We start from the raw sequence: 25,465 nt of genomic DNA on the forward strand, positions 1-25,465 counted from the left end.
CCTTTCTGGGAGAGGTGAGGCGGTTCCCGGTCTATGCGGGCGCGATCCAGGGGAACGCGAAGTCCTGCTGGCCGTGCACGAGCAGCGCGCGCCGGGCGATTTTCCAGCCAGACCCTGTGCGGAGGTATTCGTCCGCGTAGCGACCCCACAAGATGCCGTCGGGGCGGTCCTCGACGAACGCGTGCCACGCGTGCAGCGAGACGAACCCGACGGCAGTGTCGTCGCCGGTGAACTCCGCCCGGGGGCCGGACACGTGGTGCAAGGTGCCGGTGAATGTATCGAGGAGCTTATCCATGAGCGCACGGATCTCGGCGCGACCGTGAGCCTCACCACGGGGGCGGTCGTACGCGCGGAAGACGGCATCCTCGGTGAACAGTCCGGCGACGCGGTCGACGTCCCCGGCATCGACGGCTTCGGCGTATGCCAGGGCGAGATCCTGCAGCCGTGCTCGATCCAGAACCTCAGTATTCGTCATCGTGCGCTCCTTCATCATCAGTGAATACCCTCACACCACGGCGACCGCGTTTGCCGGGGATGCCACGCCGCCGGGCAGGTTCCATGGGACGGATGTGAACAGGAAGTCCCATGCTCCCTGTGTCCGGCAGTGCTCGGCGAGAAGATCGAGGTCGAACATCTCCCCGAACGGCATGCCGAGCATGGTGAGCAGTCTGTGGTGAAGGAACCCCGCGTTCCTGTCGCCGGGTTGCGATTCGACGGTGGGGTTGTCGGCGACCAGCGCCGCTACTCCGGCGTTCCATAGGAACTCGGCGGTCGATGCCACAGCGCTCACCCCGTCGCATCGAGGTCGTGCCATGTAGCCGTCGCGCTGTCCCTCATCCAGGGTGCGGTATGCGTCGGGCCAGCCGAAGCGCAAGCACAGGATGTCGCCCGCATGCAGCTCGCTGCCTTGTGTGCGAAGCATGTGCTCCAGGTCGTCTGCGCTGAGCGCTCGACCGGAGAGGGCGTTGGACGTCCCCCAGTGGCTCGCGACGTCGACGAGTAGGCCGCGTCCGATGATGCCGGTGCGCGCCCATGCGTCGATGCCGAGCGACGGGGTCGACGTGGGGTGAGCAGTGCGTCCGCCGTAGAAGCCCAGTGACTTGTGTGAGACGTGCAGCAGTCCGTCCCACTGGGAAGAGGACTGCGTATCGAACGCGGTCACCGAGTCGCCCCAGCTGAAGTCGTTCGCTGCGTAGATCTCATGCTGCAGGGGGGCGCGGCCGAACGGGGGCAACGTCGGTGTGTCGAGCGGGACCGTGAGGCTGATGGTCTGTCCGAGGCGGATGCTGGCTGCGGCGGCCCGGCGGCGCTCCGGCGTCACGAAGTTCAGTGTCCCCAACTGATCGTCACGCCCGAAGACATCCCAAGCGTGCTTCATGTCCGTGCCTTCCGCCGTCGGAAGCCGGTCATAGCACGGGGGAGACATGTTGCTCGAGCTCATACGCTCAGATAGTATACCTACCAAGCGCTTGTGTATACCTCTTGCACCGGCGCCGCCTCGAGGGAGATGTCGCAGTGCGAGTTGAACCATTCGGTACTTTCCATGCACCGCTGTCCCGCGTGGAGTTCCGCGGCGTTGCGAGCCGTGGCCACCGTCTCGTGGGGCCGATAGTCGGATCGAGCATCGAGGGGCCGATGCTGCGGGCGAAGCAGGAGGGAACCTCGGCCGCCGATTGGCTGCTCCAGGGGCCTGATGAGACGGTGCTTATCGACGTCAGAGTGAGCATGCGCACCGACGACGGGGCTGCGCTGCAGATCGCCTACAGCGGGCGGGCACACTGGCCGGATGGGGTGGGCTCTGGCGCGGTGCGCGCGGCCTTCGTCTTCGAGACTGATGCACCGGAGTATCGGTGGCTGTGCTCGAGGATGGTGGTGGGCGTGGGGTCCGTCGAGCAGACGCATGGCTCCTACTCGTTGGCGATCCTCCGATGACGTCGCGCATACCGCATGCGGGAATCGGTCGGGCGCGGACCCTGAACGGAACCATGACGATGACCTCCGTCCCGGGATGGTACGAGCACGCGCTCGCTGAGGAGCCGGAGCGTGCGACGGTGCGGGCCGCCGGTGTCGAGACCGCGCTGCGGATGTGGGGACCTCGTGACGGACATCCCGTCGTGCTAGTGCACGGCGGCGCAGCGCACGCGGCATGGTGGGATCACATAGGTCCTGTGCTGACGGACTGCCGTGTCGTCGCGCTCGATCTCTCCGGGCATGGCGACAGCGGATGGCGAGATGCGTACCGCATCGATCTCTGGTGCGATGAGGTCCTCGCCGTCCTGCACAGCGAGCATGTGCGCCAACGTCCCTTGCTCGTCGGGCACTCCATGGGTGGACTCGTGACCTATGCGGTGGTGCGGGATCATGCGGCGGAGCTCGACAGCGCGATTCTCGTCGATTCGGAGTTCCCCAGACGGGCGGTTGGAGACGGCTGGCGCTCGTTGCGAGAGTCTCCGCACAAGATTCACAGCGACCGGGAGGCGATCCTCGCCCGGTTCCGGCTGTTGCCGCGATCCGAGCCGCGGTCGCCGTTCGTGATCGGGCACGTCGCGGAGGAATCGATCATCGCCGTCGACGGCGGGTGGAGCTGGAAGTTCGACCCTCGGGTGTTCATGCACGACAGCGTGATCTTCGAGGACGCCGTCCCGCTCAGCGGATGCCCGGTGATCCTCGTGCGCGGGGACGGCGGACTGCTCGATGACGCCGAGGCCGAGGCGCTGGCGACGCAGCTGGGTGATGTCGAGGTCGTGACGGTGGAGGATTGCGGACACCACGTGCTGCTGGACCATCCACTGGCGCTCACGGAGATCATCCGCCGCATGCTGCCGGGCAGCGAGACCTCGGCGCCCACTCACTCATCCAGCAACACCATCATTGGAGGATCATGAGCCACTACCGGAGCAACGTCAGGGACATCCGATTCAATCTCTTCGAGGTGTTCGGGCGCGGATCCGTACTCGGTGACGGCGCCTGGAGCGACCTCGATCAGGAGACCGCGGAGGAGATGCTTCTCGCGGCGGCTGAACTGGCCGAGACGAAGCTCGCCGCCTCGTTCGACGACACCGCCCTTGGCGCGATCGCACTCGACCCGGCGACGGCGAGCGTCGCACTGCCGGCGGCGTTCAAGGAGTCCTACGCGAGCTATGTCGATGCCGAGTGGTGGCGGATGGACATCGCTCCCGAGCTGGGAGGACTTGCGGTGCCGCCGAGTCTGCGCTGGGCGATGGCCGAGTTCCCGCTTGGATCGAACCCGGCGATATTCCTTTACGCCGCGGGGTGGCCGCAGGCGCAGATCCTCTACGGCCAGGGGAATGAACAGCAGCGTCGGCTGGCCGCGCTGATGACCGAGCGCGCCTGGGGCGCCACCATGGTGCTGACAGAGCCGGATGCGGGCTCCGCCGTCGGCTCGGGCCGCACCAGAGCGGTGCCGCAGGCGGACGGCACATGGCATATTGAAGGCGTCAAGCGCTTCATCACGAGTGCCGAGCATGATGCCGCCGAGAACATTGTGCACTTCGTGCTCGCGCGGCCGGTCGACACCCCCGGCGCAGGTGGTCCGGGGACGAAGGGACTGAGTCTCTTCGTCGTGCCGAAGCATCACGTCGATCTGGAGACGGGTGAGCTCGGGCGCCGGAACGGCGCGGTCGTGACGAAGATCGAGAACAAGATGGGGCTCAAGGCATCCGTGACCTGCGAGCTCACCTTCGGGGCGGATGAGCCGGCGGTCGGCTGGCTGGTCGGCGATGTTCACAGTGGTATCGCGCAGATGTTCGAGGTCGTCGAGTACGCCCGGATGCTCGTGGGCACGAAGGCGATGGCGACGGCGTCGACGGCGTATCTGAATGCCCTCGACTATGCGAAGACCCGGCTGCAGGGCGCGGATCTCACCCGCAAGGGAACGCGGGACGCTCCGGACATCCCGATCATCCGCCATGCTGACGTGCGTCGATCCCTGATGGTGCAGAAGTACTACGTCGAAGGCATGCGTGCGCTCATGGTGTTCGCCGGGACGGTTCTCGACGACATCGAGCTCGCCAGAGAGCACGGAGCGGATCCGGCGGAATCGGTGGCGCGTAACGATCTGTTGCTGCCTATCGTCAAGGGGTTCTGCTCGGAGAAGGCGTACGCGCTGCTTGCCGAGAGCCTGCAGATCTTCGGTGGATCGGGGTATCTCAAGGACTACCCGCTCGAGCAGTACATCCGCGACTCGAAGATCGACACCATCTACGAGGGGACGACGACGATCCAGGGGATCGACTTCTTCTTCCGCAAGATCCGTCGCGACGAGGGGCGCGCGTGGAGCGCTCTCATGGCGGAGATAGCCCAGGGAGCCGCGGATGTGGCGGATCTGGATGCGGGCCTGTCGGACGCTCTGCAGGATGCTCTCGACGCGGTCTCCTCCGCGGTGACTCGGCTGGGGGAATGGGCGGATGCAAGCTCCGCGGACCCGGCGCGCATCCATCGCGTAGCGCTGCACACGACGCGGGTGCTGGACATGCACGGCGATCTGCTGATCGGGTGGCTTCTGTCCAAACAGGCCTCCGTGGCGCATGAACGACTGTCGGCCGGTGGGCTCGACGCGACCGATCGGGCGTTCTATATGGGCAAAGTCGCGGCAGCGCGGCAGTTCGCCGCAGAGCGTCTTCCGCTGCTGCGCGCGCAGCGGTCACTGCTCGACGCGGAGCCGACGGCCGCGCTCCTCGAGCTGCCGGACGAGATTTTCTGAATCGAGAAGGGGGCGTCACGGACGTGGGCCCGCGTCGCCCCCTTCTCGACTCGTGCTAGGCGAAGGCTGGAATGCCGGTCAGCGCCTGGCCCAGGATGAGCGTGTGCATCTCCACGGTGCCCTCGTAGGTGAGCACCGACTCCAGGTTGTTCTGGTGGCGGATCACCGGGAACTCCAGGGAGATCCCGTTCGCACCGAGGATGGTCCGGGCCGTGCGGCAGATCTCGATGGCCTCGCGCACGTTGTTGAGCTTGCCGAGACTGACCTGCTCGGGACGGAGCTGCCCAGCATCCTTGCGGCGACCGAGATGCATCGCCAGCAAGTAGCCTTTCGTGTATTCCAGTGACATGTCGACGAGCTTCTGCTGTGTCAACTGGAATCCGGCGATCGGCTTGCCGAACTGCTCTCGCTCGATCGCGTATCGCCGTGCGCTCTCGATGCTCGTGCGTGCTGCGCCGAGCGCGCCCCAGACGATGCCGTAGCGGGCTTCGTTCAAGCACGACAGGGGGCCCTTCAGGCCGCGCGCCTCGGGCAGCACGGCGTCGGAGGGGAGGCGGACGTTGGCAAGGGCGATCTCCCCGGTGGCTGAGGCGCGCAGCGACATCTTGTGCGCGATCTCGGTGACCGTGACCCCGGGGGTGTCGAGGGGGACGATGAATCCCCGGATACCCTCGTCAGTTTGTGCCCAGATCACCGCGACGTCGGCGAAGGGTGCGTTCGAGATCCACATCTTGCCGCCGTCGAGCACCCAGTCTCCGCCGTCGCGCCGGGCGCGGGTCTTGAGATTCGCGGGATCAGAACCGACGTCGGGCTCCGTGAGTCCGAAGCATCCGATCAGGTCGCCGATGGCCATTCCAGGAAGCCATGACTGCTTCTGCTCCTCGGAACCCCAGCGCCAGATCGCGAACATCGCCAGAGATCCCTGAACCGAGACCAGGGAGCGGATGCCGGAATCACTGGCCTCGATTTCTAGGCAGGCGAGACCATAGGCCGTCGCGGACATGCCGGCGCATCCGTATCCTTCGAGATGCATGCCGAGGACACCAAGTGAACCGAGCTCCTTGGCTAGACCGCGGACATCGGGGATCGACCCGGCTTCGAACCATTCCGTGATGTAAGGGTCGACGACGGTGTCGAGCGTCTGCCTGACGGCACTGCGGATCTGCCGCTCATCGTCGGACAGAAGCGTGTCCAGGCCCGCGATGTCCGTGGGATCCGGTGCGGGCAACTTCATCGGGTCGGCGTGGCTCACAGGGGTCCTCCTCGTTGGCGATCTGCGGACAGGAACTGATGTATCGCTCCTCTGTCTGGTTATGATACCGTAACGGCCAAGCGCTTGGTTGGCTAGTGGAGGTCTGGATGCTGAACGGCAGGTTCAGGGGACGCAGGGTCCTCGTCGTCGGAGGCGGCGCCGCTTCGCAGGATGAGCTGCAGGCCAATGGCGCGCAGATCGCGATCCGTCTGGCAGCCGAGGGTGCACAGGTGGCGGTGTCGGACATCGATTTGACGCGGGCCGAGCATACCGTCGCGGCACTCCCCGACGCTCAAGGCGTCGCCATCCGGTCCGATGCCGCGGATGTGGAGTCCAGTCGCTCCCTGGTCGAGCGCGCGGAGCGCGAGATCGGTCCGCTCGACGTGGTCGTCTGCAATGTGGGCGTCTCGGGCAGGCAGCCCGGACGCAGCCAGACCGTCGAAGACTGGCAACTGGCCGTGGACATCAACGTGCGATCGCACTGGCTCGTCGCGCAGGCGGCGCTGCCCGGGATGATTCAGCGAGGGTCGGGTGCCTTCGTCTTCGTCACGTCGACCGCTGGACTGATCTCCAGCGGCTACTCACTGTCCTACGAGGCGACAAAGGCATCCCTGCTCGCCGTCTCGCGACACTTCGGAACACGGTATGCCGATCGAGGGGTTCGGTCGAACGCGGTGGTGCTCGGCGTCATCGACACAGACATGGTGCGCACTGGATTCGGCGATGCCGAAGAACAGCGGGCCGCGCGCGACCTCATGCAGCCGATGCGGCGCCAGGGTCGACCGGATGAGGCGGCCGCCGCCGTGGCCTTCCTGGCCTCCGACGACGCGAGTTTCATCACCGGCCAGAGCCTCGTCGTCGACGGGGGTCGCACCGCCGACGGGCGTTACGAGACGCGATACGCGATGCGAGACACGCTTCGAGGGAAGGGATAGGCCATGAAGGACGCAATGATCCGCGGCGTCGGCATGACGCCGATGGGACGGTTCGAGGAGACGAGCCTGAAAGAGCTCGCCGCGACGGCGATCGGCGACGCCATGAAGGACGCCGACGTCACCTTTGACGACATCCAGGCGGTGTTCTTCGGCAATGTCGGCGCCGGGATCATGAGCGGCCAGAACTCGATCCGTGGCGAGACGGTGACGCACCATATGGGAGCGGGAGCGATCGCAGTCAACAACGTCGAGAACGCCTGTGCGACGGGCGCCAATGCGTTCCACCTGGGCTGGAGTGCCGTCGCCGGCGGGCAGTACGACACGGTGCTCGTCGTCGGCGCCGAGAAGCTCTACTCGCAGGATAAGACGAAGAGCTTCGAAGTGTTCATGGGGGGCATGGATGTGGACTTCAAGGACTACGGCGAAGGCGCCGGGGTGACGCGCAGCCCCTTCATCGACCGCTACGCGAAGGTGGCCGAGTATCTGATCCGTGAGCGCGGCCTCTCGATTGAGAACTTCGCGCAAGTCGCAGCCAAGGCGCATGCGAACGGCGCGCTCAACCCCCTCGCGCAGCGTCGCACTCCACGCACCGTGGAGGAGATCCTGGATGCCCGCCATGTGCTCGGACCGCTGACCGTGCTTATGTGCTCGCCCGTCGGCGATGGCGCAGCGGCGGCGGTGATCACCCGGGGGGATGTCGCGACCCGGGCAGGGGATGTGCGCATCCTCGCATCGCAGCTGCGATCGCTTCCAGCGGATGCCGCAGGCCCATCGGACTCACACGAATTCTCAGCCAAGGCCGCATGGGAGCAGTCCGGTCTCAGTCCGGACGAGATGGACTTCGCCGAAGTGCACGATGCGACCTCGCCTGGCGAGATCGTCTCGTGGGTGGAGTCGGGCCTGTGTTCGCCTGGCGACGAGGCCAAGTGGGCGGAGACCGGGCACACGACGCTACGCGGCCGGCTCCCGGTGAACCCGTCGGGCGGTCTCGTCGCGCGCGGGCACCCGATCGGTGCCACGGGGGTCGCGCAGATCTATGAAGCGGTCACCCAGCTTCGCGGTGGCGCTGGCGCCCGTCAGGTGGAAGGAGCACGTCGTGCGTTTGTGCAGTGCGGCGGCGGTCTGATCAAGGGCACGACCGCGGTATCCGCCGCGCACATCCTGGGAATCTGAGAAGGAGCGGCATGGAACTGGTGCATTTTGCGAAGCTGACGGCCAAGCCGAACCCCAAGCCGGACTTCGCCGGCTTAACGCCTTTGGGGCAGCGAGTCGTGGTGGGAGTCACGGACGGATCACTCGTCGGCGAGCGCATCAACGCGGCGCAACGCGGGGATTCGGCTGCGGACTGGCTGACGATCGGCCCGGACGGGACAGCCATCCCGGACGTGCGGATGGCGCTGAAGACTGAGGACGGTGCGTTCCTGTTCATGGAATACCGTGGGCGCGGGGACGCGTCCAACGGTATCGACGGGTCAACCATGTACACCGCGATCACCTTTGAGACGGCCGACCCACGGTACGTGTGGCTGAATGGATCGTTGTTCGTGGGCAAGGGGTCGATCGACATCGCGGCAGGGGTCGTTTCGTACGACGTCTACCAGTTGCACTGAGGAGACCCGAACACGGGTGCGGGAGGAGAGCTGTGGATCAGATTGGACGTGTGCTCGTCATGGGGGCACAACAGCATCCGGAGCGGGTGCTGTTGAAGACGACGGATGGGCTGACGCGCACGTACGCCGAGTTCGACGAGCGGACGACGCGGCTGGCGAACGCTCTACTGGACGCCGGGTTCTCGCCCGGCGACAAGATTGCGGCATGGTCGGGGACCTGTCCGCAGTACCTGGAGTTGTACTTCGGGGTCGCAAAGGCAGGCCTGGTGCTGGTGCCGTTGAACTCTCTCTTCACGAAGCATGAGGCGGCATTCCAGATAGAAGACTCCGGCGCGGTCGCGCTCTTCTATGAATCGGCCAAAGCAGACGAGGCAAGGGTGCTTGCCGACGAGCACGGTCTGCGATTGATGCCCGAGTTCGACGATTGGCATGTGCCCGACAATGAGTATGACGCCTTTGTCGCCAGCGGCGCGATCGCGCTGCCACCTGAGCCCGATGAGAACTCCCTCTTCGTCATCTCTTATACGAGTGGCACTACCGGCCGCCCGAAGGGGGCAATGGTCACGCACCGCACGCTCAAAAACACGGCACGGAATCACTCCCATTCCTATCGGACGCCCCAGGGCAGCGTCTGCCTGTACTACTCCAACATGTCGTTCGTCGCGACGGTGCTGGGCCTGCTCATTTCGCATGTCTTCGTGCGCGGCACAATCGTCATGATGACCGACGTCGACGGGCCAGAGTCTGTCATGGAGGCGATTGGTCGAGAGCGGATCACCTTCACGTTCGTGCCGACGCCGTGGATTCCTGCGATGACGGAGCTTGCTAGACAGCATCCGGACAAGTGGCAGCAAGTGCGCACCTTCGTGCATTCGACGTCGAAGGCCCCGCCCGCGCAAATGCGCCGCTGGGCCGAGGTCGTCGGGCACCGCTATCTCGAGGGCTGGGGAATGACGGAAGCTTCCGGCAGCCTCTTCACCGTCACGGATGTCGATTCTGTGCTTAAGGGTTCCAAAGCGGACGACTTTTACGCTTCAGCCGGTCGCGCCGCGATCGATTGCGGTGTTCGTGTCGTCGACGAGAACGGCGACGACTTGCCGCATGACGGCGTCAGCGTGGGCGAACTCGTCGTTTCTTCGCCTGCCCTCGTCATCGGCTATTGGAACCGCCAGGAGGCGACGGCGAAGTCGTTCCGTGACGGCTGGTTCTACAGCGGCGATCTGGGTGCGATGGACGCAGACGGCTTCATCTACGTCACAGAGCGGCGGAATGACTTGATCGTCAGCGGCGGGATGAACGTCTATCCGTCGGAAGTCGAAGCCTGCATCGCGGAGATGGAGGAAGTAGCCGAGGTCGCCGTAGTCGGTGGCACGCACGAGCGCTGGGGGCAGACGCCCGTCGCGTTCATCGTGCGGAGCGCGCATGCGATGATCGACGAGCAGGCCGTCGTCGACCACTGCACGCAGTATCTTGCCCGGTATAAGCGTCCGACGAGCGTGCGTTTCGTCGACGATCTGCCGCGCAATGCGAGCCAGAAGGTGCTCCGTCACGTTCTACGAGAGCAACTCCACTCCTGAGCGACCCCGTTCACCCCGGGGCGAGCCGCCATATCGAGATCGAGGAAGATAATGACAACGGCGTACATAGTCGAAGTAGTCCGGACACCCGTCGGCAGGCGCGGGGGAGGGCTCGCGGAGATCCACCCCGCGGACCTGGCCTCGTATGCGATCACCGCGCTGATCGACCGTTCGGGCGTGGATCCGGCGCTCGTCGACGACGTCATTCTGGGCTGTATCGACAACGTCGGTCCGCAGGCCGGCTGCATCGCACGCACGGCCTGGCTCGCCGCGGGATTCCCGACGCACGTGCCCGGCGTCACTCTCGATCGCCAGTGCGGTTCGTCCCAGCAGTCCGTGCACTTCGCCGCCCAGGCGGTGATGAGCGGCACTGCCGATCTCATCGTCGCAGGCGGCGTGCAGAACATGAGCATGATCCCGATGGGCACGGCGGCGGCGTTGGGACCCCAGTTAAGGCTGGACGATGACCCGTTCGTTGGCTCGGAGGGCTGGCGCGCCCGGTACGGAGACCAGCCAGTGTCGCAATTCCACGGAGCCGAGGAGATCGCTCGTCGCTGGGACATCAGCCGGGAAGAGATGGAGAAGTTCGCCCTGGAGAGTCATCGCAGGGCGATCGCCGCGACGGACGAGGGGCGCTTCGACGGCGAGATCGCGCCCATTCGCAACATCACGAAGGACGAGGGTCCTCGCCGCGACACCTCGCTTGAGCGGATGGCCGGGCTCGCCCCGCTCCGGGAGGGCGGGAGGCTCACGGCGGCATTGGCAAGCCAGATCTCCGATGGTGCGTCCGCTGTTCTCGTCGCCAGCGAGCGCGCCGTCAAGGAGTACGGTCTCAGGCCGCTCGTGAAAGTGCGCGAGCTTGCGGTGGTCGGGTCGGACCCAATCCTGATGCTGACAGGGCCGATTCCTGCTTCGCGGCGTGTACTGGAGCGCGCCGGACTCCGCATCGACGACATCGGCGTCGCGGAGATCAATGAGGCGTTCGCATCCGTGGTTCTCGCCTGGCAACGCGAACTCGGCGGAGACCTGGATCGGGTCAACGTCAACGGCGGTGCGATCGCCCTTGGGCACCCGATCGGCGCCAGTGGGACGCGGCTGATGACGACTCTCATCTCGGAGATGCGGCGAACGGGCAGCCAGTTCGGATTGCAGAGCATGTGCGAGGGTGGCGGCCAGGCGAACGCGACGATCCTCGAGCTCGTGGATTGACGCGATGGATGTGAGGGTCGAGCCACGTCTCGATGGGCGGGTAGGCATTCTTGAGCTCAGTGGCCGAGGTGGCACCAACCCGATGGACGACCGGTTCGTGCGAGAGCTCGATGCGGCCGCAGCCGAAATTGCCTATGCCGCGCAGGGTGGTCGCATCGATGTCCTCGTCATACGTGCGCGGGGGCGACACTTCAGCGTCGGCGGCGACCTCGCCGATCTCGCTCAGGTGGAGGACCCGTCCGCAGCGATGACACACATGACCGGCTTCGCGCATCGCGGGATCGCGACGCTGCACGCGCTGGAGATCCCGGTCATCGCGCGCTGGCAGGGGGCTGCTGCAGGCGGCGGAATTGGTCTGTTGCTCGTGGCGGACGTCGTCGTCGCGTCCCGGTCAGCCTCGCTGACAGCGGGCTACAGCGCTGTGGGATTGTCTCCGGATGCCGGTGTGAGCTGGGGCCTGGCCCGTCGAATCGGACCCGAGCGTGCTCTGGAGTTGCTGCTGTCGAACCGACGGCTGGACGCTGCCGCCATTCTGGCGCTCGGCCTCGCCTCCGAAGTGGTCGACGATGAAGAGCTCGACGCGCGGGTCGAGGCGCGCGTCGCCCAGGTCCTTGAGGTCGGGGGGGCAGTCCTACGCACGACGAAGCGGCTTGTCCAGCGGGCCGCATCGGTTGCCATCGGGGATCAGCTCAGCGAGGAGGCGAAGGGCATCGCCGCCGCCGCCCGGCAGGAGCGATTCGTCGTCGCTGTTGCACGGTTCGCGGGGGGCACCGATGGCCGTTGACCCGCACGCGGTGGGCCGGTCCACCAACCCTCGGCGCTACGTGTGGACCAGTCGGGACGCAATGTTGTACGCGCTAGGGGTCGGCGCCGGCGCCGGGGAGCTTGCCTTCGTCACCGAGAACTCCCATAACGTCGAACAGCGAGTGTTGCCAACGTACGCTGTCATTGTCGCCGACGCGAGCGCGGCACTTCCGCTGATCGGCGACATCGACCTGTCTCGTCTCGTGCACGGTGCGCAGAGCCTGCGCCTGCACCGCCCGCTCCCACCCGGTGGCGCTGTTGACTCGACGGCATCCGTTGTGTCGATCGTCGACAAGGGGCCGGGAGGCAACGCGGTCGTCGAGTTGTCCGCGCGCGCCGTCGACGCCACCACCGGCGAGCTGATGGCTGAGACGCGCTCGACGGTCGTGCTCCGCGGAGGAGGAGGGTTCGGTGGCGAGTCAGGTGCGCGTGCCCATCCTCCGGAGATCCCCGAGCGGACGGCGGATGCCGAGATCACGGAGCGGATCCAGCCGGAACAGGCGCTCCTGTATCGGCTCTCCGGAGACCGGAACCCGCTTCACAGCGACCCATGGTTCGCGCGGGAGCGCGCCGGGTTCCCGAAGCCGATTCTGCACGGCCTGTGCACGTACGGGTTCGCCGGTCGCGCCCTCCTCTCTGAGGTCTGCGATGGCGAGGACCCGCGCTTCGCGGAGATGTCAGCGAGTTTCACTGCTCCGGTCTTCCCCGAGGAGACGCTGACGACCGCGATCTGGCGGACGAGCGCATCGGAGGCGCTGTTCCGGACCTATGCGCAGACCGGCGACGCTGATCCGCGCATCGTGCTAGACGGCGGTCGTGTCCGTCTGCGCTGACCCGATGCGCCGCGTCAGAGAGTGTGTTCAGCCTTCCGCCCGGAACTCGGCGGCGATCGCCTGGAGCCGATCGGGATCGACAGACGGCCAGCCGAAGTACGAGGACGTACGGGTGACCCGTCTCCCGAGGTGCCTCGTGGCGAGCGCGGGCATGTCCTCCGGGCGCCCCTGGATTGCGAAGTGATCGATCAGCGCGGAGGGGACGACCTCAAGGGCACGAGCCGTATCACCTGACTTTGAGAGCGCTGCGAGTTCGGGCTGCAGCTGAGCCATGCCGACCGCCTCGAGCACCGGCAGGTACGACGGAGTCGAGCCGTAAAACGCGAGCTGCATCGCCACCTGCCGGCGGATGGACTCGATCTCCTCGGTGGTGTCGCCCATGATCATGAAGAGCGGGATCGAGATCTCGAGGTCGTCCATCGTCCGCCCGGATCGTGCCAGGCCGCGCTCGATCGCGGGGAAGGTCACCCGCTCCAGGTACTCCTTGTTCGTGAACGAGTGCAGGATGATGCCATCGGCCACTTCCGCCGCCGTTTCGACCATCTTCGGACCGACGGCTGCTAGATGGATCGGGATGCGATGTTCGTGCGGCTTCGGCGCCCAGAAGTCGTTCATGAGTGTGTGGGAATAGTGCTCGCCTTCAAAGGCGAGGCGCTCGCCAGTGCGCCAGGCTTCCCAGATTGCTCGCAGCGCCAGCACGAACTCGCGCATCTGGCGCGCGGGTCTCGTCCACGGCATCGAGAATCGACGTTCGATGTGTGCCCTGACCTGGCTGCCGAGCCCCAGAGTGAAGCGGCCGTCGGAGATGTCGGCGATGTTCCAGGCGGTGTAGGCGACGGTCATCGGATTGCGTGCGAGAGCGACGGCGATCGCCGTGCCGATCTCGATTTGTTCGGTCTCGCGTGCGATCTCGTATGCCTGGAGGAAGACATCGACGCCGGTCTCGGTGCACCAGACACGGTCGAGCCCTGCTGCCTCTGCGCTGCTGGCGCGCTCGCCGGAGATGAGGAGATCCTTCTCGACGAGTGTGGTATCGATACGCATACCTGCACCATACCAAGCGATTGGTTGTTAGGGTAGCGAAAGCGGATCTCGGTGTGGTCCGAGTCGCGCATGACCACGGGAGGACACATGTACAAGCTCTTCTTCTGCCTTCGGCGTCGTTCTGATCTGACCCGGGAGCAGTTCCTGGAGCACTGGCATGGCATCCACGCTGACATCGCGCGTCGCGGAGCCAGCGTCCTGGGGGCGGTGCGGTACATTCAAAACCATACGGCCGCACTTCCCATTAACGATGCGTTGCGTGCATCGCGGGGTGCGCCGGAATGTTTCGACGGCGTCGTCGAGCTTTGGTTTAACTCTGTTGAAGACGTGTCCGCGACGTTCGACGAACCCGAGGCGCGGGCGGCGATTAAGGCTCTGATCGTTGACGAGCCCAACTTCATCGACCTCGAAGCATCGCCAATCTTCCTCACCGAATCGCATTCCATGTGGGGCGCGGATGGCCAAGAAGGGTCGTTGCACTCAGGTGTGACCCTAGTAAGCGGTGACAACGGAGCTATTGACAGCGCGTTCGCGGCGCCTCTAGAGTAAAAACGAGCAAGAGCTTGGTAGGGAGCGAGGAGGCTTCCAGCGTTGCTAGAGAAGGCAGACAACATGAAGCTTGTTCAGAACACGAAATCCGGCGGACTCCGCCGTGCCGGAAAGATCGGCGCGATATCGTTGGCTGTGGCGCTCACGCTCAGTGCTTGTGGGAGCGATGGAGCGAACAACGAGGGCTCCTCCGCGGGTGGCGGTGACGGCTGGGCCGCCGGAACCTACAAGATCGGCGTCCAGGCGCTGCTCTCTGGACCCGCATCGTTTGCGGGCATCCCCGTGGCCAACGGTGCCGAGTTGGCCGTCGAAGAGATCAATGCCTCGGGTGCGTTAGGCGAAGGTGTCACCCTCGAACTGGATGTAAAGGACGCCGGCGGTGATTTCGCGAAGGCGGTAAGCATCGCCAACGACTTTGTCCGAGACGATGACGTCTACGGCGTGATCTGCTGCACCATCAGCGGTGAAGCCGGTGCTGTGCGCAGCGTACTGCAGAGTGGGAAGCTGCCCACGGTGACTGCGGTCGCGCTGCTTGACGGGATGAACGAGCCACCGTACCTGTACCGTGTCGCCTTGCTGCCTGGAACTGAGGGGCAGGGCCACGACCAGCTCGTCGATCAAATCCTCGCGGCTGAGGACATCAAGACTGCGGTGATCGCGAACACGGCCGACTCACAGGGACAGGTCGCGGAGTTCGATCGATGGAAGGAGAAGCTCGAGTCGGAAGGCGTGGAGGTCGTCCGCGTCGTCGAGACGTTCATCGCTGATCGCGACTTTACCGGTCCGGCCACGACCATTGCCGAACTTGACCCCGATCTCTTCCTGGCCGGCATGTACGGTGACACCGGTGCCCTGATGATCGATGCTGTTCGCGACCGTGGTTATGACGGAACGATCATCAGCAACTTCGGTATCAGCGGTGAAAATGCATACAAGCTCGGCGGCGATTCGATGGACGGCGCGGTCTTTCCTGCGCCGTTCTTTGATGGCATCCCCAACGAGAATGCGCAGAAGTTCATTGAGAACTACACCGCGAAGTTCGACCAGGCGCCTGACACTTTCGCGGTCAACGGATACATGGCGGCCTATCTCATAGCTCAAGGGTTCCTAGACGCGACTGAGTTCACCCGAGAAGGCGTTGCACAGGCTATGGCTAACGTATCTGCGCTTCCCGATATGCCCGTTGGTATGAATGGTCTGATCTTGGAGAACGGTCAGGCGACCATCGAGGAATACTTCATGGTGACCTGGGATGACGGGAACACCGTGCTCTGGAACCAGTGAGCGAGCGCGGGTGTGCTGTGGTAAGCAGCACACCCGCGCCTGTCCCGCCATCGCCAAAGTGCCCTGGCATCCTGCCGCATCCCCGAAAGACTGAGGGACTCATGGATCTGTTTCTGCAACAACTAGTCAACGGCCTCGCCGTCGGTGCCACATACTCGCTATTCGCTGTCGGTTTCAGCCTCGTCTTCGCGTCGATGGGGATTCTGAATCTCGCGCACGGTACGTTTGCGAGCTGGGGCGCGATCGTCGCGCTGCTCGTCGTCACCTCACTAGACATACCTTTCTGGCTCGCGCTTGTCGTTGGCGTTGTCGCCGCAGGGCTCATCGGGGTGATTGTCGATCAGTTCGGCTTTCAACCTCTGCGCGGACGTGATTCAGGCTCGCTTGGTCTCATCATCACGAGTATCGGTTTCTGGTTGATCCTGCTGGAACTGGGCCTAATGGTGAACGGCCCGAACGCGCTCAGTTTCCCGGACTCGCAGCTTAAGACTTCGCGATTCTCGCTCGCTGGGATTTCGGTGAGTGGGCCGCAGATGCTGAGCATCGTCGCGCTGATTGTTGTCGGTCTTGCGATGTGGCTGTTCATGACGCGAACGCGCTTCGGATCCGCGATCAGAGCTGTCGGCTACGACCGGACGGCAAGCATGCTGGGTGGCATTGAGCCGCGCAAGATCATCATCGTCACGGCGTTCTTGGCAGCAGGAATAGCGGGCCTGGCCGGCGTATTGTCGGGGCTTGCGACCAATAACGTGTCATCGCAGCTCGGTGAGGGAATGCTTCTCAAGGGATTCGCCGCTGTTGTGGTGGGGGGCTTCGGAGACATTCGAGGTGCCATCGTCGGGGGACTTCTTATCGGTGTGTTCGAAGTTCTCGGTGCGGAGTACATCTCAAGCGGGCTTCGTGACGCCGTGACCTTTGGCCTCCTGTTCCTGTTCCTGATCGTCAGGCCCAGTGGAATCTTCGGCGAGGTTCGACATGAGCGTGCGTGACGCGAAGCTGACGGATACACGACCGGAGGTACGGTTCTGATGCAGTTCATCCCTGTCCTCGAGTTCGCGCTCTGTTACGCGCTGTTCGCGCTCAGCACATATGCGGCACTCTCAACTGGAATCCTTAGTCTGGCCGCGGGTGCATTCGGTGCCGTGGCCGGTTTCATGAGCGTTCACCTACTCGACCTCGGTCTCCCGTTCCTTCTTGTCGTGCTTTGTGGCGTGGTCATCGGGGCAGCCGTCAGCGTGGTCGTCTCGCTTCCGATCCTTCGACTGGAGTCGCACTACCTCGCCCTGGCGACTCTGGCGCTGGTCCTCATCACACGCGTCTTCGTGCTGAACGTCACGGCGCTCACGGGCGGTGCGGCCGGAATGGTGGTTAGTCGAACAGTGAGCACTTGGGAGCTTGTTCTGATCGTCGCGCTGGCGGCTTGGATGTTCGCAAGACTCCGTCGGAGCCGGTACGGACTCGCCGCCGATACCGTGCGCCAGGATGCCAACGTCGCGGCTGGTCTGGGGGTGAACGTCACACAGGTGAGGCGTACGGCCATGGCGCTCAGCGGTGGGCTCGCCGGTGCAGGCGGCGTCATGCTCGCTAACGTCTTGGGCTACATCGGGCCAGACAGCTACTACATTCACCTGTCATTCACCATGCTGGCTGCCGTAGTGCTAGGTGGTGCATTCCACTGGGCGGGCCCGATCGTCGGAGCAGTGATCTTCACAATGCTCCCAGAGCTCTTGCGGCAATTCCTGAGTCATGGCGAGGCGATCGCCAATGGCATCATTCTCATCTTGATCATGATCTTCTTGCCACGTGGGCTCGTCGACCCCGTCCGCTTCAAGCATTGGCGCAACAGGGCCCGCCGCGGCAAGGACGATGACCTCGGACAGCCGGTGCTTAACGCGGGCAAGGGGTCCCCACGCGACGCCGTGACGCTTCCGTTCCTGATCATCGGAAGAAAGCGCGGAGGAGGCGAGTAAACATGCCACACGATCAGGATGCAGTGCTCGACGTCCGGAACCTTCGGAAGAGTTTTGGAGGGGTTGTCGCTGTTGATGATGCGAGCCTCCGTGTATTGAATGGGAGCATCCACGGACTTCTCGGCCCCAACGGTGCGGGAAAGACCACGATGCTGAATCTGATCAGCGGATTCCTAGCCCCCGACGAAGGTGAGATTATAGGCCCGAATGGCGTTGCCATCGATGGAATGCCGGCATACAAGGTCGCTCGGCAGGATGTCGCACGAACTTATCAAAACGTCCGTCTCTTCGACGGTATGACCGTCCTCGACACGGTGGTCGCTGGGTTTTACATGCATAGACGACCTGGTATTCTGCGTACGTTCATCCCGGGCTTAGGGCGTCAGCGTGAGCAGAGTATGTTCGAGGACCGGGCTGATGCGCTTCTGCGGCAGGTCGGAGTAACCTCGGATCGGCGAGCGATCAGCACAGAACTGTCGTACGGCGAGCAACGGCGTGTTGAGATCGCGCGGGCGCTCGCGTCTGACCCCACACTGCTGCTATTGGATGAACCGAGTGCAGGAATGAACTCGGCGGAATCGACGGCACTCGGGGATCTCTTCCAGCAGCTGCAGCAATCCGGAACTACCCTTCTGCTGATCGAGCACAACATGGAGCTCGTCCGGCGCTTCTGCAACGCGACGACCGTGATGAACTTCGGTCGAGTTCTCGTCGCGGGTGAACCCGAGGAGTGCCTATCGCATCCGGAGGTTCTTGAGGCCTACTTCGGAAAGGCGAAGCATGCTTGAAGTCGATGACCTTTCTGCAAGGTACGGAACCATCGAGGCGCTGCGGGGCGTGTCGCTCCGACTGGGGCCTGGCGAGTTGGTCGCAGTCGTCGGCTCGAACGGCGCAGGGAAGACCACGCTCCTCAACACGATCGCCGGGGCGCACCGGGCATCCGGCGGAACAGTGACATTGCTCGGCAAGGACATCACCTCTAAGCCGCTGAACCGGGTCGTTCGTGCGGGTATGGCGCTCGTGCCTGAGGGGCGGCGAATCGTCGCACCGTTGTCGATCGACGAGAACATCGGACTCAGCCACTACGCGCATCGCGCTAACGGCGCAAGGAGGCGTGAACTTCGGGAGATGATCGACGAACTCTTTCCCGTGCTGGTGCGTCGCCGGAATCAGGTCGCCGGATCTTTGAGCGGAGGAGAGCAGCAGATGCTCGCATTCGCACGCAGCTTGATGACCGATCCGCAGGTCATGCTGCTCGACGAACCCTCCATGGGGCTTGCCCCATCAGTTGTAGACGACGTGTACGAGGCGGTGCAGAAGATCCACGCTCTTGGAAGATCCATTCTTCTGGTTGAGCAGAACGCCACGTTGGCATTGGAACTAGCGAGCCGTGCGTATGTGCTGCGGCGCGGATCAGTAGTGTTCGACGGATCCACAGCCGAACTAAAGGCATCTGACGGCGTGGCGGACGCCTATTTGTCCTGATGTCGTCCGCGTTGCTTCGCACATCGAGGAGATCTGATGCTGAAGTTGGGTTATAAGGCGTCTGCGGAGCAGTTCGGTCCGCGCGAACTCGTGGAGATCGCGGTCGCCGCAGAACGCCACGGATTCGAGTCGGTCGCGGTGAGCGACCATTTTCAGCCGTGGCGGTATACGGGTGGGCATGCGCCGTTCTCGATCGCGTGGGCGGCGGCGGTGGGGGAGCGGACGAAGCGGATTCGGATCGGGACGAGTGTGATGACGCCGACGTTCCGGTACAACCCGGCGGTGATCGCGCAAGCGTCCGCGACGCTGGGGATGCTCAACCCCGACCGGGTCTTCCTCGGCGTCGGCACCGGAGAGGCGCTCAACGAGATTGCCACCGGGTTCCAAGGGGCGGGAGAGCAGGAGTGGCCGGAGTTCCGTGAGCGGTACGCACGGCTGCGCGAGGCGATCCGACTCATGCGCGCGCTGTGGACAGGGGAGCGTACAAGCTTTGACGGCGAATACTACTCGACGCATGACGCGTCGATCTATGACGTGCCCGACGGCGGCATCCCGATCTATGTCGCGGCAGGAGGCCCGCAGATGGCGAAGTACGCCGGCCGCGTCGGCGACGGATTCATCTGCACATCGGGCAAGGGGCGCGAGCTCTACGAAGACACGTTGATCCCTGCCGTCAGGGAAGGCGTGGAGGCGTCGGGTCGGGAGTTCTCGCAGATCGATCGGATGATCGAGATCAAGATCTCATACGAGGAGTCCGAGCAGGCGGCGCTGGAGAACACGAAGTTCTGGGCGCCGCTGTCGCTGTCGAAGGAGCAGAAGCACGACATCACCGACCCGATCGAGATGGAGAAGGCCGCCGACGCCCTGCCGATCGAGCAGGTCGCGAAGCGGTGGATCGTGGGCACCGACCCTGACCAGGTGGTCGCGCAGGTGAAGGACTACGTCGACTGGGGTTTCAACCACCTCGTTTTCCACGCCCCGGGTCACGATCAGGAGCGCTTCATGACCCTGTTCGAACGCGACCTCGCCCCACGCCTGCGCGCACTCTAATCACCGAGCTCGTACTCCTCTGCCAGCACTTCCAGCGCCCGCGTCGGATCCTCTCTCGGTGACAGGAACTGCACGCAGACGTGATCGGCGCCGGCTTCCTGCTGCGCGCGCACGGCCGCCGTGAGCACGTCAGCAGAGCCGTGCGGCGCCAGCGCATCGACAGCGGCATCCGTTGCGCCGTCGTCGAGATCGGATGCCGTGGAGCCGTGGCTCTCCAGTGTGCGGCGGTAGTTCGTCAGCGACAGGTACCTCGCCAGGAATCGGCGGGCCGTCGCGCGCGCCGCATCCGCGTCCTCATCCAGCACGAGCCGCTGCTCCACAGCGATCAGCGACTCCGCCCCGATCACCGAACGCGCGAAGCGAGTGTGCGCCGACGTCGTCATATACGGATGCGTCCCCGCGGAACGCTCGGCCGCCAGACGCAGAGTCCGCGGCCCCAGCGCGGAGATCATGCGCCGATGCACAGGAACCCCCTCGGCATCCAGCACATCGAGATAATCGACCAGCGCAGCGTACGGCCGCTGGTACACGTCACCCTGGTTCTCGCGATGCCCGATCCCGACACCCAGCACGAAGCGCCCGGGATGCGCCTGCTCGATCCCGTGGAATGACGCGGCGACGTCCTTCGCCGGCGCGGTCCAGATGTTGACGATGCCCGTGGCGACGGTGATGCGCTCGGTCGCGTCGAGCAGTTCCTCCACCTGCGTCAGATCGGATGCCGGAGACCCACCGACCCACACCGTGCCGTAGCCCAGTCGCTCCGCGACTCGAGCGATCTCTGGAGTGAGCAGCGGGCCGCCACGCCAGAGACCCAGTTCACCGAGCATCCCCGAACTCATCTGCCGATCACCCTGTCGATCGACATGACGAGGATCACGCGCTCCTCTGCAGCCGCGGGCGCCGCCGGATCGACGTTCCCATAGCGGCACGACAACTGCTGATAGAACGCACCGGTGGGATCAGGTGTCGCTTCGAGCAGCCGCCCGCGCAGTTCGACGTAGCGGTACGGGTTATCGGGATCGTAGATCGCGAAGCTCATCGACGGGTTGCGCAGCAGGTTCTTGTACTTCGCGCGGGTGTTCGTGTGCGTGAACCTGATCGTGCCGTCGATGAGCTCGAACCACATCGGGCTCGCACGGGCGGTGTCGTCGCGACCGACTGTGGCCAGCACGCCGTAGACGGGGCGCTCAAGCAGGTCGATCAGGTGGGTCGGGATCTCTGCGGTGCTCACAGATCCCAGGCTACCGACCGCAGTCCAGCTCGGCTCGGACTCCGTCGACACCCGCCCCGACGACGCGGCCCCCGCGTGCAGACATCTGCACGCGGGAGCCTCGACGCCGAGACCAGACGGTCAGGCCGCGTCGACCACTCCGCGGCGGCGGAGCGCGAACAGCAGCCCACCGGCGACGACCAGGACGGCCGCGCCCAGCGCGATGCCCCACGGCAGCTCCGACCCGGTCAGGGCCAGCGAGCCTGCCTCGACGACGGTCACCGACACCTCGATCGGCTCCAAGTCACCCGACGTGATGACGAGGGTGTGCGCTCCCACCGCGAAGTCCGTGGGGATCTCGACCGCGAAGCTGACGGTGCCGTCAACATCCGCCGCCGGGATACCCTGCACGACGATCGGGTCGCTGTGCAGGGTCGCGGCGATCTGCTGGCCGGCCTCGAGGCCGCTGACCGCGACCTCGAGCACGCCGCCCTGCTCGACCTGGGACGAGCCGAGCTCGACCGTCGCCCAGTCAGCGCCCGAGCCCTCACCGGAACCGTCTCCGTCACCGGAACCGTCTCCGTCACCGGAACCGTCGCCCGCGCCGTCCGTGACGACTGCACGGCCGATGTCGGCCGGCGACACCGGGCTGTGCCCGGCGAAGTACGCCACGGTAGCAGTGAGGTCCACCTGGCCGGTGTCCGTGCGATCGGTGCCATCGGCGAAGGTGAAGAAGTTGTCGCCGCCGGCTGCGAGGAACGAGTTCGTCACGACGGTGAGTTCGTCACCGGCCGCCACCGGAGCGCCCTCGAACGTCATCGAGATGATGCGCTCGCCGCGCGCGGCTTCGGGGTCGTACTCGTACGAGAAGCCCTCCGAGACGCCCAGGTGCAGCTTCGGTCGTTCGGACCCGTCGGGCTGCCACTGCTCCTCGAGCACGCTCTTCAGCTGTGCACCGGTGAGGGTGACCGTCACGAGCGTGTTCGCGAAGGGCTGCACGTTCGCGATGTCGCGATAGGTCAGCGTGCCGTCCTCGCCGTACAGCAGGTCGGTGCGCAGGCCACCGGGGTTCATGATGCCGATCTGTGCGGGGGTGCCGGCGTAGTCCTCGTTCGCCGCCGCCCACAGGTAGACGTCGGCGATCGTGTTGCCGAGGGTGGACTCCACGCCCCGATCCGAACCCGCCGGGTCGCCCCCGCGGAGGATGTCGGCGGTGATGGAGCCGACCTCGACCGAACCCTCCACCTCCGCGACCTCGACGGCGTCCGCGACGATCTCGGCGACCGCTGGGTCCGCAGGGAATGCCGCCGCGCCGTCGACGACGAGGGGCACGATCTCGCTCGAGATCGACAGCAACTCCTTCGACTCCGCGTCCACCGAGAGGTCGAGCTTGCCGAGCGCCTTGCCGTACTCCAGCGCCTGGATCACGGGGCGCTCGGTGCCGGTCGGGCCCTCCACGAGGCAGGAGTACGTCTGGTGCGTGTGTGCCGAGACGATCGCGTCGATGTCGGCGGATGCCTCCGACACGAGCGCCCCGAAGTCGCTGGTGTCGCCGGCGACGGCCTCGCACGACGACGTCGCCGTTCCGGAATGGGTGAGCAGCACGATCACATCTGCAGCATCCGCCTCGGTGAGCTCGGCCGCGACGCGATTCGCCGCCTCGAGCTGGTCGCCGAACTCGATGTCGGCGATGCCGGTCGGGGTGACCATCGCGGCGGTGTCCTGCGTGACCGTGCCGATGAAGCCGACCCGCACGCCGTCCAGCACAGTGATCGCGTACTCGTCGAGCGCCGGAGTCTTCGTGCCCTTCTCGTACACGTTCGCGCCCAGCCCGAACTGTGCGCCGCCGAAGCGGGGGAGTACCCGGTCGGTGAGGTCGTCGAAGCCCTGATCGAACTCGTGGTTGCCTACGGCACTGACGTCGAGCCCGGCCGCGACGAGTGCGTCGATCGTCGGGTTGTCATCATCGATGAACGACGTGAAGGTCGATGCACCGATGTTGTCGCCGGCCGAGACGAACAGCGTGTTCGGGTTCTCGGCCTCGAAGGCGTCGACCGCGCCGGCGAGCACCGCGGCACCGGCGACGCCGCCCTGCAGATCCGCCTCCAGACGGCCGTGGAAGTCGTTGACGGTGAGGACCGTGATGTCGGTCCTGCTCTCATCCGCGCCCGTGTCGATCGCGAACAGCGTCGTCGTGCCAGACACCTCGCCTGCGACGGCGAGCAGCGGCTCGCCGGTGGCGGATTCGGATGCCGGGATGAACGTCAGGCCCTCCGGGCCCAGGTCGCCGGCGCCCGAGAGAACTGCCGCCGGGGCGTCCGCGTCTTCCACAGACACGGCGAAGTCGCGGTTGTTGATGTACGAGACGTACGAGGCGGATGCCGGATCGGTGATGTCGAAGACCATCACCCCGCCGACCCGCTCGAACCCGATGAAGGCGTAGGTCTGCCCGTCGATCTCGCCGATCGTGAGGTTCTCGGGCTCTGGGCCCTTGTCGTCGCTGCGGCCCTCGAGGTTGGACTCGCTGTGGTTGGAGTTGAAGAACTCCGGTGCGGCCTCGGCGGTGATCTGCTCGAACGCGTCACCCGAGTCGAACACCTGCTCGCCGTCGGTGGTCCAGATCGAGAACGAGCGGGCGCCGAAGGCGTACAGCTCGTCGTAGCATCCGGCGTCGGCGTCGAACCCGTTCTCGATCGTGACGTTCAGCCGCCCCAGCTCGGCGTCGCCGGTGAGGCCGGCGAGGTTCTCGCAGACGGGGCCGTAGCCGTCGTCCTCGAGATCCTTGACCCGGCTCGCCTCGACGTAGTCGCCCCACTCGCGGGCGTCGCCCTCGTTGGCCGTGACCAGGAAGGTGCTGCCCCCGGCGGAGTACGAGGTGATGCCGTCGGGCATGTAGACACCCTTGAGCCCCTCGACGGTGCGAATGTCGATGCCGCCGTCGCGGTCGCTGGGATCGAGACCGTTGCCGTCGAGCGAGTGGTCCTTGAAGCCGAGAGACCAGATGTCGGTGACGGAAGCCGAGTCCAGATCGACGACGGCGACGGCGTTCGCCTCCTGCAGGGCGGCGTACGCGGTGCCGCCATCGACCGCGATGTACTCCGGCTCGAGATTGCGGCTGACGGGCAGGTCGTCGCCGTGCGGCTGCGGTCCGAACACGCGCACCTCGGCGGGCAGCGTCTTGGAGCCACCCGCCTCGAAGTCGTGGAAGTTCGCCGTCCGGACGGCGTCCTGCGCCGGCGCCGACACGTCGTCCGGCAGGGTGATGATGCCGACCGATCCCTCGGGGTCGGCGCTGAAGTCGTCCGCAGGCTCACCCTCGTTCGCGACGACGGCGTACGCGCCGTCGTCGGAGATCGTCACCATGTCGGGCAGGGCGCCGACAGCGGCAGTGCCGAGCACGGCGGATGCCGCATCGTCAGCGCTCGCGTCGAAGAACAGCAGGTGTCCGGGGTCGGTCTTCACCGGCGCCTCGAAGGCGATCACGCCGAGTCCGTCGGCGCGGATCGCGACGGAGTTGGCGACACCGTCGGAGTTGATCGTGAACAGCGGGGCGATCGCCGCCGGGTCGGAGTAGTCGAGCACGTCGACCGCGCCGGCCTGCGCGTTCACAACGAACAGGCGATCGCCGTGCGCCTGCACGATCTCGGCGGCGGACTCGTCGAACACCCCCGTCTCGTACGAGCCGATCGGGGTGAGGGTGAACGGGGCATCCGCGGCGGCGTGGCGGATCGGCTCGTCGACGAGCGCAGCCTGCGCGGACGAGACGGCGATGAGCGGTGTCAGCGCGAGCGCGCAGGTGAGGGTGGTGGCGGAAGCAGCGCGGAACACGCGCCGACGTCGATGGGTGGGCATCTGAATCCTCGGGATCGAGTCTGATTGCGGGGCGGCGGTGCGCTCCGCGAAGGACTCTCCAGAACTATCGAGTGCCGG

24 protein-coding genes are annotated in these 25,465 nt (G+C 65.3%); 17 read left to right on the forward strand and 7 right to left on the reverse strand.

Going from position 1 to position 25,465, the window contains the following annotated elements; all coding sequences use genetic code 11:
• Positions 1–31: 31 nt before the first annotated feature.
• A complete protein-coding gene (locus ACQUSX_RS11645; protein WP_428907081.1) occupies positions 32–475 on the reverse strand; it encodes a nuclear transport factor 2 family protein in 444 nt (147 codons plus the stop codon).
• Between the two features lie 30 nt (positions 476–505).
• Complete coding sequence (locus ACQUSX_RS11650) at positions 506–1,378, reverse strand: cyclase family protein (protein ID WP_428907082.1); 873 nt, start codon at positions 1,376–1,378, stop codon at positions 506–508.
• A gap of 137 nt (positions 1,379–1,515) precedes the next feature.
• Here ACQUSX_RS11650 and ACQUSX_RS11655 point away from each other — a divergent pair, with 137 nt between their 5' ends.
• The 3 genes from ACQUSX_RS11655 to ACQUSX_RS11665 are packed head-to-tail and all read left to right on the forward strand — an operon-like array spanning position 1,516 to position 4,723.
• The gene (locus tag ACQUSX_RS11655) at positions 1,516–1,932 is read left to right on the forward strand and encodes a DUF3237 domain-containing protein (protein WP_428907083.1); all 417 of its coding nucleotides are present in this window, start codon (positions 1,516–1,518) and stop codon (positions 1,930–1,932) included.
• Between the two features lie 53 nt (positions 1,933–1,985).
• On the forward strand, positions 1,986–2,885 hold the full coding sequence (locus ACQUSX_RS11660; protein WP_428907084.1) for an alpha/beta fold hydrolase: 900 nt from the start codon (positions 1,986–1,988) through the stop codon (positions 2,883–2,885).
• Positions 2,882–4,723, forward strand: a complete 1,842-nt coding sequence (locus ACQUSX_RS11665; protein WP_428907085.1) for an acyl-CoA dehydrogenase — start codon at positions 2,882–2,884, stop codon at positions 4,721–4,723. The genes ACQUSX_RS11660 and ACQUSX_RS11665 overlap by 4 nt, the downstream gene beginning before the upstream one ends.
• Before the next feature lie 55 nt (positions 4,724–4,778).
• On the opposite strand, the gene ACQUSX_RS11670 is transcribed toward ACQUSX_RS11665, so the two are convergent.
• The gene (locus tag ACQUSX_RS11670) at positions 4,779–5,957 is read right to left on the reverse strand and encodes an acyl-CoA dehydrogenase family protein (RefSeq protein WP_428907633.1); all 1,179 of its coding nucleotides are present in this window, start codon (positions 5,955–5,957) and stop codon (positions 4,779–4,781) included.
• A gap of 125 nt (positions 5,958–6,082) precedes the next feature.
• Between ACQUSX_RS11670 and ACQUSX_RS11675 the strand changes: the two genes are divergently transcribed.
• The 7 genes from ACQUSX_RS11675 to ACQUSX_RS11705 are packed head-to-tail and all read left to right on the forward strand — an operon-like array spanning position 6,083 to position 12,943.
• Positions 6,083–6,910, forward strand: coding sequence for an SDR family NAD(P)-dependent oxidoreductase (locus ACQUSX_RS11675; RefSeq protein WP_428907086.1), 828 nt, complete (start codon positions 6,083–6,085; stop codon positions 6,908–6,910).
• Between the two features lie 3 nt (positions 6,911–6,913).
• The gene (locus ACQUSX_RS11680; RefSeq protein WP_428907087.1) at positions 6,914–8,083 is read left to right on the forward strand and encodes a thiolase family protein; all 1,170 of its coding nucleotides are present in this window, start codon (positions 6,914–6,916) and stop codon (positions 8,081–8,083) included.
• 11 nt (positions 8,084–8,094) lie between these two features.
• A complete protein-coding gene (locus ACQUSX_RS11685) occupies positions 8,095–8,520 on the forward strand; it encodes a DUF3237 domain-containing protein (RefSeq protein ID WP_428907088.1) in 426 nt (141 codons plus the stop codon).
• Between the two features lie 32 nt (positions 8,521–8,552).
• Positions 8,553–10,097, forward strand: a complete 1,545-nt coding sequence (locus ACQUSX_RS11690) for a class I adenylate-forming enzyme family protein (RefSeq protein ID WP_428907089.1) — start codon at positions 8,553–8,555, stop codon at positions 10,095–10,097.
• A 51-nt stretch (positions 10,098–10,148) separates the two neighbouring features.
• On the forward strand, positions 10,149–11,306 hold the full coding sequence (locus ACQUSX_RS11695) for an acetyl-CoA C-acetyltransferase (protein WP_428907090.1): 1,158 nt from the start codon (positions 10,149–10,151) through the stop codon (positions 11,304–11,306).
• A 4-nt stretch (positions 11,307–11,310) separates the two neighbouring features.
• On the forward strand, positions 11,311–12,090 hold the full coding sequence (locus ACQUSX_RS11700) for an enoyl-CoA hydratase/isomerase family protein (protein WP_428907091.1): 780 nt from the start codon (positions 11,311–11,313) through the stop codon (positions 12,088–12,090).
• Positions 12,080–12,943 (forward strand): MaoC/PaaZ C-terminal domain-containing protein, encoded by an 864-nt coding sequence (locus tag ACQUSX_RS11705; RefSeq protein ID WP_428907092.1) that lies wholly within the window; start codon positions 12,080–12,082, stop codon positions 12,941–12,943. The genes ACQUSX_RS11700 and ACQUSX_RS11705 overlap by 11 nt, the downstream gene beginning before the upstream one ends.
• Positions 12,944–12,970: 27 nt before the next feature.
• On the opposite strand, the gene ACQUSX_RS11710 is transcribed toward ACQUSX_RS11705, so the two are convergent.
• Positions 12,971–13,987: a TIGR03617 family F420-dependent LLM class oxidoreductase gene (locus tag ACQUSX_RS11710; protein WP_428907093.1), complete on the reverse strand. Its 1,017-nt coding sequence runs from the start codon at positions 13,985–13,987 to the stop codon at positions 12,971–12,973.
• Positions 13,988–14,074: 87 nt separating this feature from the next.
• Between ACQUSX_RS11710 and ACQUSX_RS11715 the strand changes: the two genes are divergently transcribed.
• The 7 genes from ACQUSX_RS11715 to fgd all read left to right on the forward strand — a co-directional run bounded on the left by ACQUSX_RS11715 (position 14,075) and on the right by fgd (position 20,325).
• Positions 14,075–14,536: an EthD domain-containing protein gene (locus ACQUSX_RS11715; protein WP_428907094.1), complete on the forward strand. Its 462-nt coding sequence runs from the start codon at positions 14,075–14,077 to the stop codon at positions 14,534–14,536.
• 63 nt (positions 14,537–14,599) lie between these two features.
• The gene (locus ACQUSX_RS11720) at positions 14,600–15,820 is read left to right on the forward strand and encodes an ABC transporter substrate-binding protein (RefSeq protein WP_428907095.1); all 1,221 of its coding nucleotides are present in this window, start codon (positions 14,600–14,602) and stop codon (positions 15,818–15,820) included.
• A gap of 101 nt (positions 15,821–15,921) precedes the next feature.
• Positions 15,922–16,809 carry a branched-chain amino acid ABC transporter permease gene (locus ACQUSX_RS11725; RefSeq protein WP_428907096.1) on the forward strand — a complete coding sequence of 296 codons (888 nt, stop codon included), beginning with the start codon at positions 15,922–15,924 and terminating at the stop codon, positions 16,807–16,809.
• Between the two features lie 39 nt (positions 16,810–16,848).
• Positions 16,849–17,790, forward strand: coding sequence for a branched-chain amino acid ABC transporter permease (locus tag ACQUSX_RS11730; protein WP_428907097.1), 942 nt, complete (start codon positions 16,849–16,851; stop codon positions 17,788–17,790).
• 2 nt (positions 17,791–17,792) lie between these two features.
• Positions 17,793–18,578 carry an ABC transporter ATP-binding protein gene (locus tag ACQUSX_RS11735; protein WP_428907098.1) on the forward strand — a complete coding sequence of 262 codons (786 nt, stop codon included), beginning with the start codon at positions 17,793–17,795 and terminating at the stop codon, positions 18,576–18,578.
• Positions 18,571–19,275, forward strand: coding sequence for an ABC transporter ATP-binding protein (locus tag ACQUSX_RS11740; protein WP_428907099.1), 705 nt, complete (start codon positions 18,571–18,573; stop codon positions 19,273–19,275). Before ACQUSX_RS11735 ends, ACQUSX_RS11740 begins: the two co-directional genes overlap by 8 nt.
• 36 nt (positions 19,276–19,311) lie before the next feature.
• The gene (fgd, locus tag ACQUSX_RS11745; protein ID WP_428907100.1) at positions 19,312–20,325 is read left to right on the forward strand and encodes a glucose-6-phosphate dehydrogenase (coenzyme-F420); all 1,014 of its coding nucleotides are present in this window, start codon (positions 19,312–19,314) and stop codon (positions 20,323–20,325) included.
• Here the strand turns inward: fgd and ACQUSX_RS11750 are convergent.
• The 3 genes from ACQUSX_RS11750 to ACQUSX_RS11760 form a co-directional block, all read right to left on the reverse strand.
• Positions 20,322–21,152 (reverse strand): TIGR03620 family F420-dependent LLM class oxidoreductase, encoded by an 831-nt coding sequence (locus tag ACQUSX_RS11750; RefSeq protein ID WP_428907101.1) that lies wholly within the window; start codon positions 21,150–21,152, stop codon positions 20,322–20,324. The two genes, fgd and ACQUSX_RS11750, sit on opposite strands and share 4 nt — an antisense overlap.
• Before the next feature lie 8 nt (positions 21,153–21,160).
• Complete coding sequence (locus ACQUSX_RS11755; RefSeq protein ID WP_428907102.1) at positions 21,161–21,556, reverse strand: PPOX class F420-dependent oxidoreductase; 396 nt, start codon at positions 21,554–21,556, stop codon at positions 21,161–21,163.
• A 120-nt stretch (positions 21,557–21,676) separates the two neighbouring features.
• Positions 21,677–25,387, reverse strand: a complete 3,711-nt coding sequence (locus tag ACQUSX_RS11760; RefSeq protein WP_428907103.1) for a choice-of-anchor I family protein — start codon at positions 25,385–25,387, stop codon at positions 21,677–21,679.
• Positions 25,388–25,465: the final 78 nt, after the last annotated feature.

This window comes from Microbacterium alcoholitolerans, assembly GCF_050408615.1.
Taxonomy (GTDB): Bacteria; Actinomycetota; Actinomycetes; order Actinomycetales; family Microbacteriaceae; genus Microbacterium.

What these genes read in the sequence shown, in the direction of transcription:
- ACQUSX_RS11645 (WP_428907081.1), bottom strand. Translation starts at nt 475, where the DNA reads ATGACGAATACTGAGGTTCTGGATCGAGCACGGCTGCAGGATCTCGCC.
- ACQUSX_RS11650 (WP_428907082.1), bottom strand. Translation starts at nt 1,378, where the DNA reads ATGAAGCACGCTTGGGATGTCTTCGGGCGTGACGATCAGTTGGGGACA.
- ACQUSX_RS11660 (WP_428907084.1), top strand. Translation starts at nt 1,986, where the DNA reads ATGACGATGACCTCCGTCCCGGGATGGTACGAGCACGCGCTCGCTGAG.
- ACQUSX_RS11665 (WP_428907085.1), top strand. Translation starts at nt 2,882, where the DNA reads ATGAGCCACTACCGGAGCAACGTCAGGGACATCCGATTCAATCTCTTC.
- ACQUSX_RS11670 (WP_428907633.1), bottom strand. Translation starts at nt 5,957, where the DNA reads ATGAAGTTGCCCGCACCGGATCCCACGGACATCGCGGGCCTGGACACG.
- ACQUSX_RS11675 (WP_428907086.1), top strand. Translation starts at nt 6,083, where the DNA reads ATGCTGAACGGCAGGTTCAGGGGACGCAGGGTCCTCGTCGTCGGAGGC.
- ACQUSX_RS11680 (WP_428907087.1), top strand. Translation starts at nt 6,914, where the DNA reads ATGAAGGACGCAATGATCCGCGGCGTCGGCATGACGCCGATGGGACGG.
- ACQUSX_RS11685 (WP_428907088.1), top strand. Translation starts at nt 8,095, where the DNA reads ATGGAACTGGTGCATTTTGCGAAGCTGACGGCCAAGCCGAACCCCAAG.
- ACQUSX_RS11695 (WP_428907090.1), top strand. Translation starts at nt 10,149, where the DNA reads ATGACAACGGCGTACATAGTCGAAGTAGTCCGGACACCCGTCGGCAGG.
- ACQUSX_RS11700 (WP_428907091.1), top strand. Translation starts at nt 11,311, where the DNA reads ATGGATGTGAGGGTCGAGCCACGTCTCGATGGGCGGGTAGGCATTCTT.
- ACQUSX_RS11705 (WP_428907092.1), top strand. Translation starts at nt 12,080, where the DNA reads ATGGCCGTTGACCCGCACGCGGTGGGCCGGTCCACCAACCCTCGGCGC.
- ACQUSX_RS11710 (WP_428907093.1), bottom strand. Translation starts at nt 13,987, where the DNA reads ATGCGTATCGATACCACACTCGTCGAGAAGGATCTCCTCATCTCCGGC.
- ACQUSX_RS11715 (WP_428907094.1), top strand. Translation starts at nt 14,075, where the DNA reads ATGTACAAGCTCTTCTTCTGCCTTCGGCGTCGTTCTGATCTGACCCGG.
- ACQUSX_RS11720 (WP_428907095.1), top strand. Translation starts at nt 14,600, where the DNA reads ATGAAGCTTGTTCAGAACACGAAATCCGGCGGACTCCGCCGTGCCGGA.
- ACQUSX_RS11725 (WP_428907096.1), top strand. Translation starts at nt 15,922, where the DNA reads ATGGATCTGTTTCTGCAACAACTAGTCAACGGCCTCGCCGTCGGTGCC.
- ACQUSX_RS11730 (WP_428907097.1), top strand. Translation starts at nt 16,849, where the DNA reads ATGCAGTTCATCCCTGTCCTCGAGTTCGCGCTCTGTTACGCGCTGTTC.
- ACQUSX_RS11735 (WP_428907098.1), top strand. Translation starts at nt 17,793, where the DNA reads ATGCCACACGATCAGGATGCAGTGCTCGACGTCCGGAACCTTCGGAAG.
- ACQUSX_RS11740 (WP_428907099.1), top strand. Translation starts at nt 18,571, where the DNA reads ATGCTTGAAGTCGATGACCTTTCTGCAAGGTACGGAACCATCGAGGCG.
- fgd (WP_428907100.1), top strand. Translation starts at nt 19,312, where the DNA reads ATGCTGAAGTTGGGTTATAAGGCGTCTGCGGAGCAGTTCGGTCCGCGC.
- ACQUSX_RS11750 (WP_428907101.1), bottom strand. Translation starts at nt 21,152, where the DNA reads ATGCTCGGTGAACTGGGTCTCTGGCGTGGCGGCCCGCTGCTCACTCCA.
- ACQUSX_RS11760 (WP_428907103.1), bottom strand. Translation starts at nt 25,387, where the DNA reads ATGCCCACCCATCGACGTCGGCGCGTGTTCCGCGCTGCTTCCGCCACC.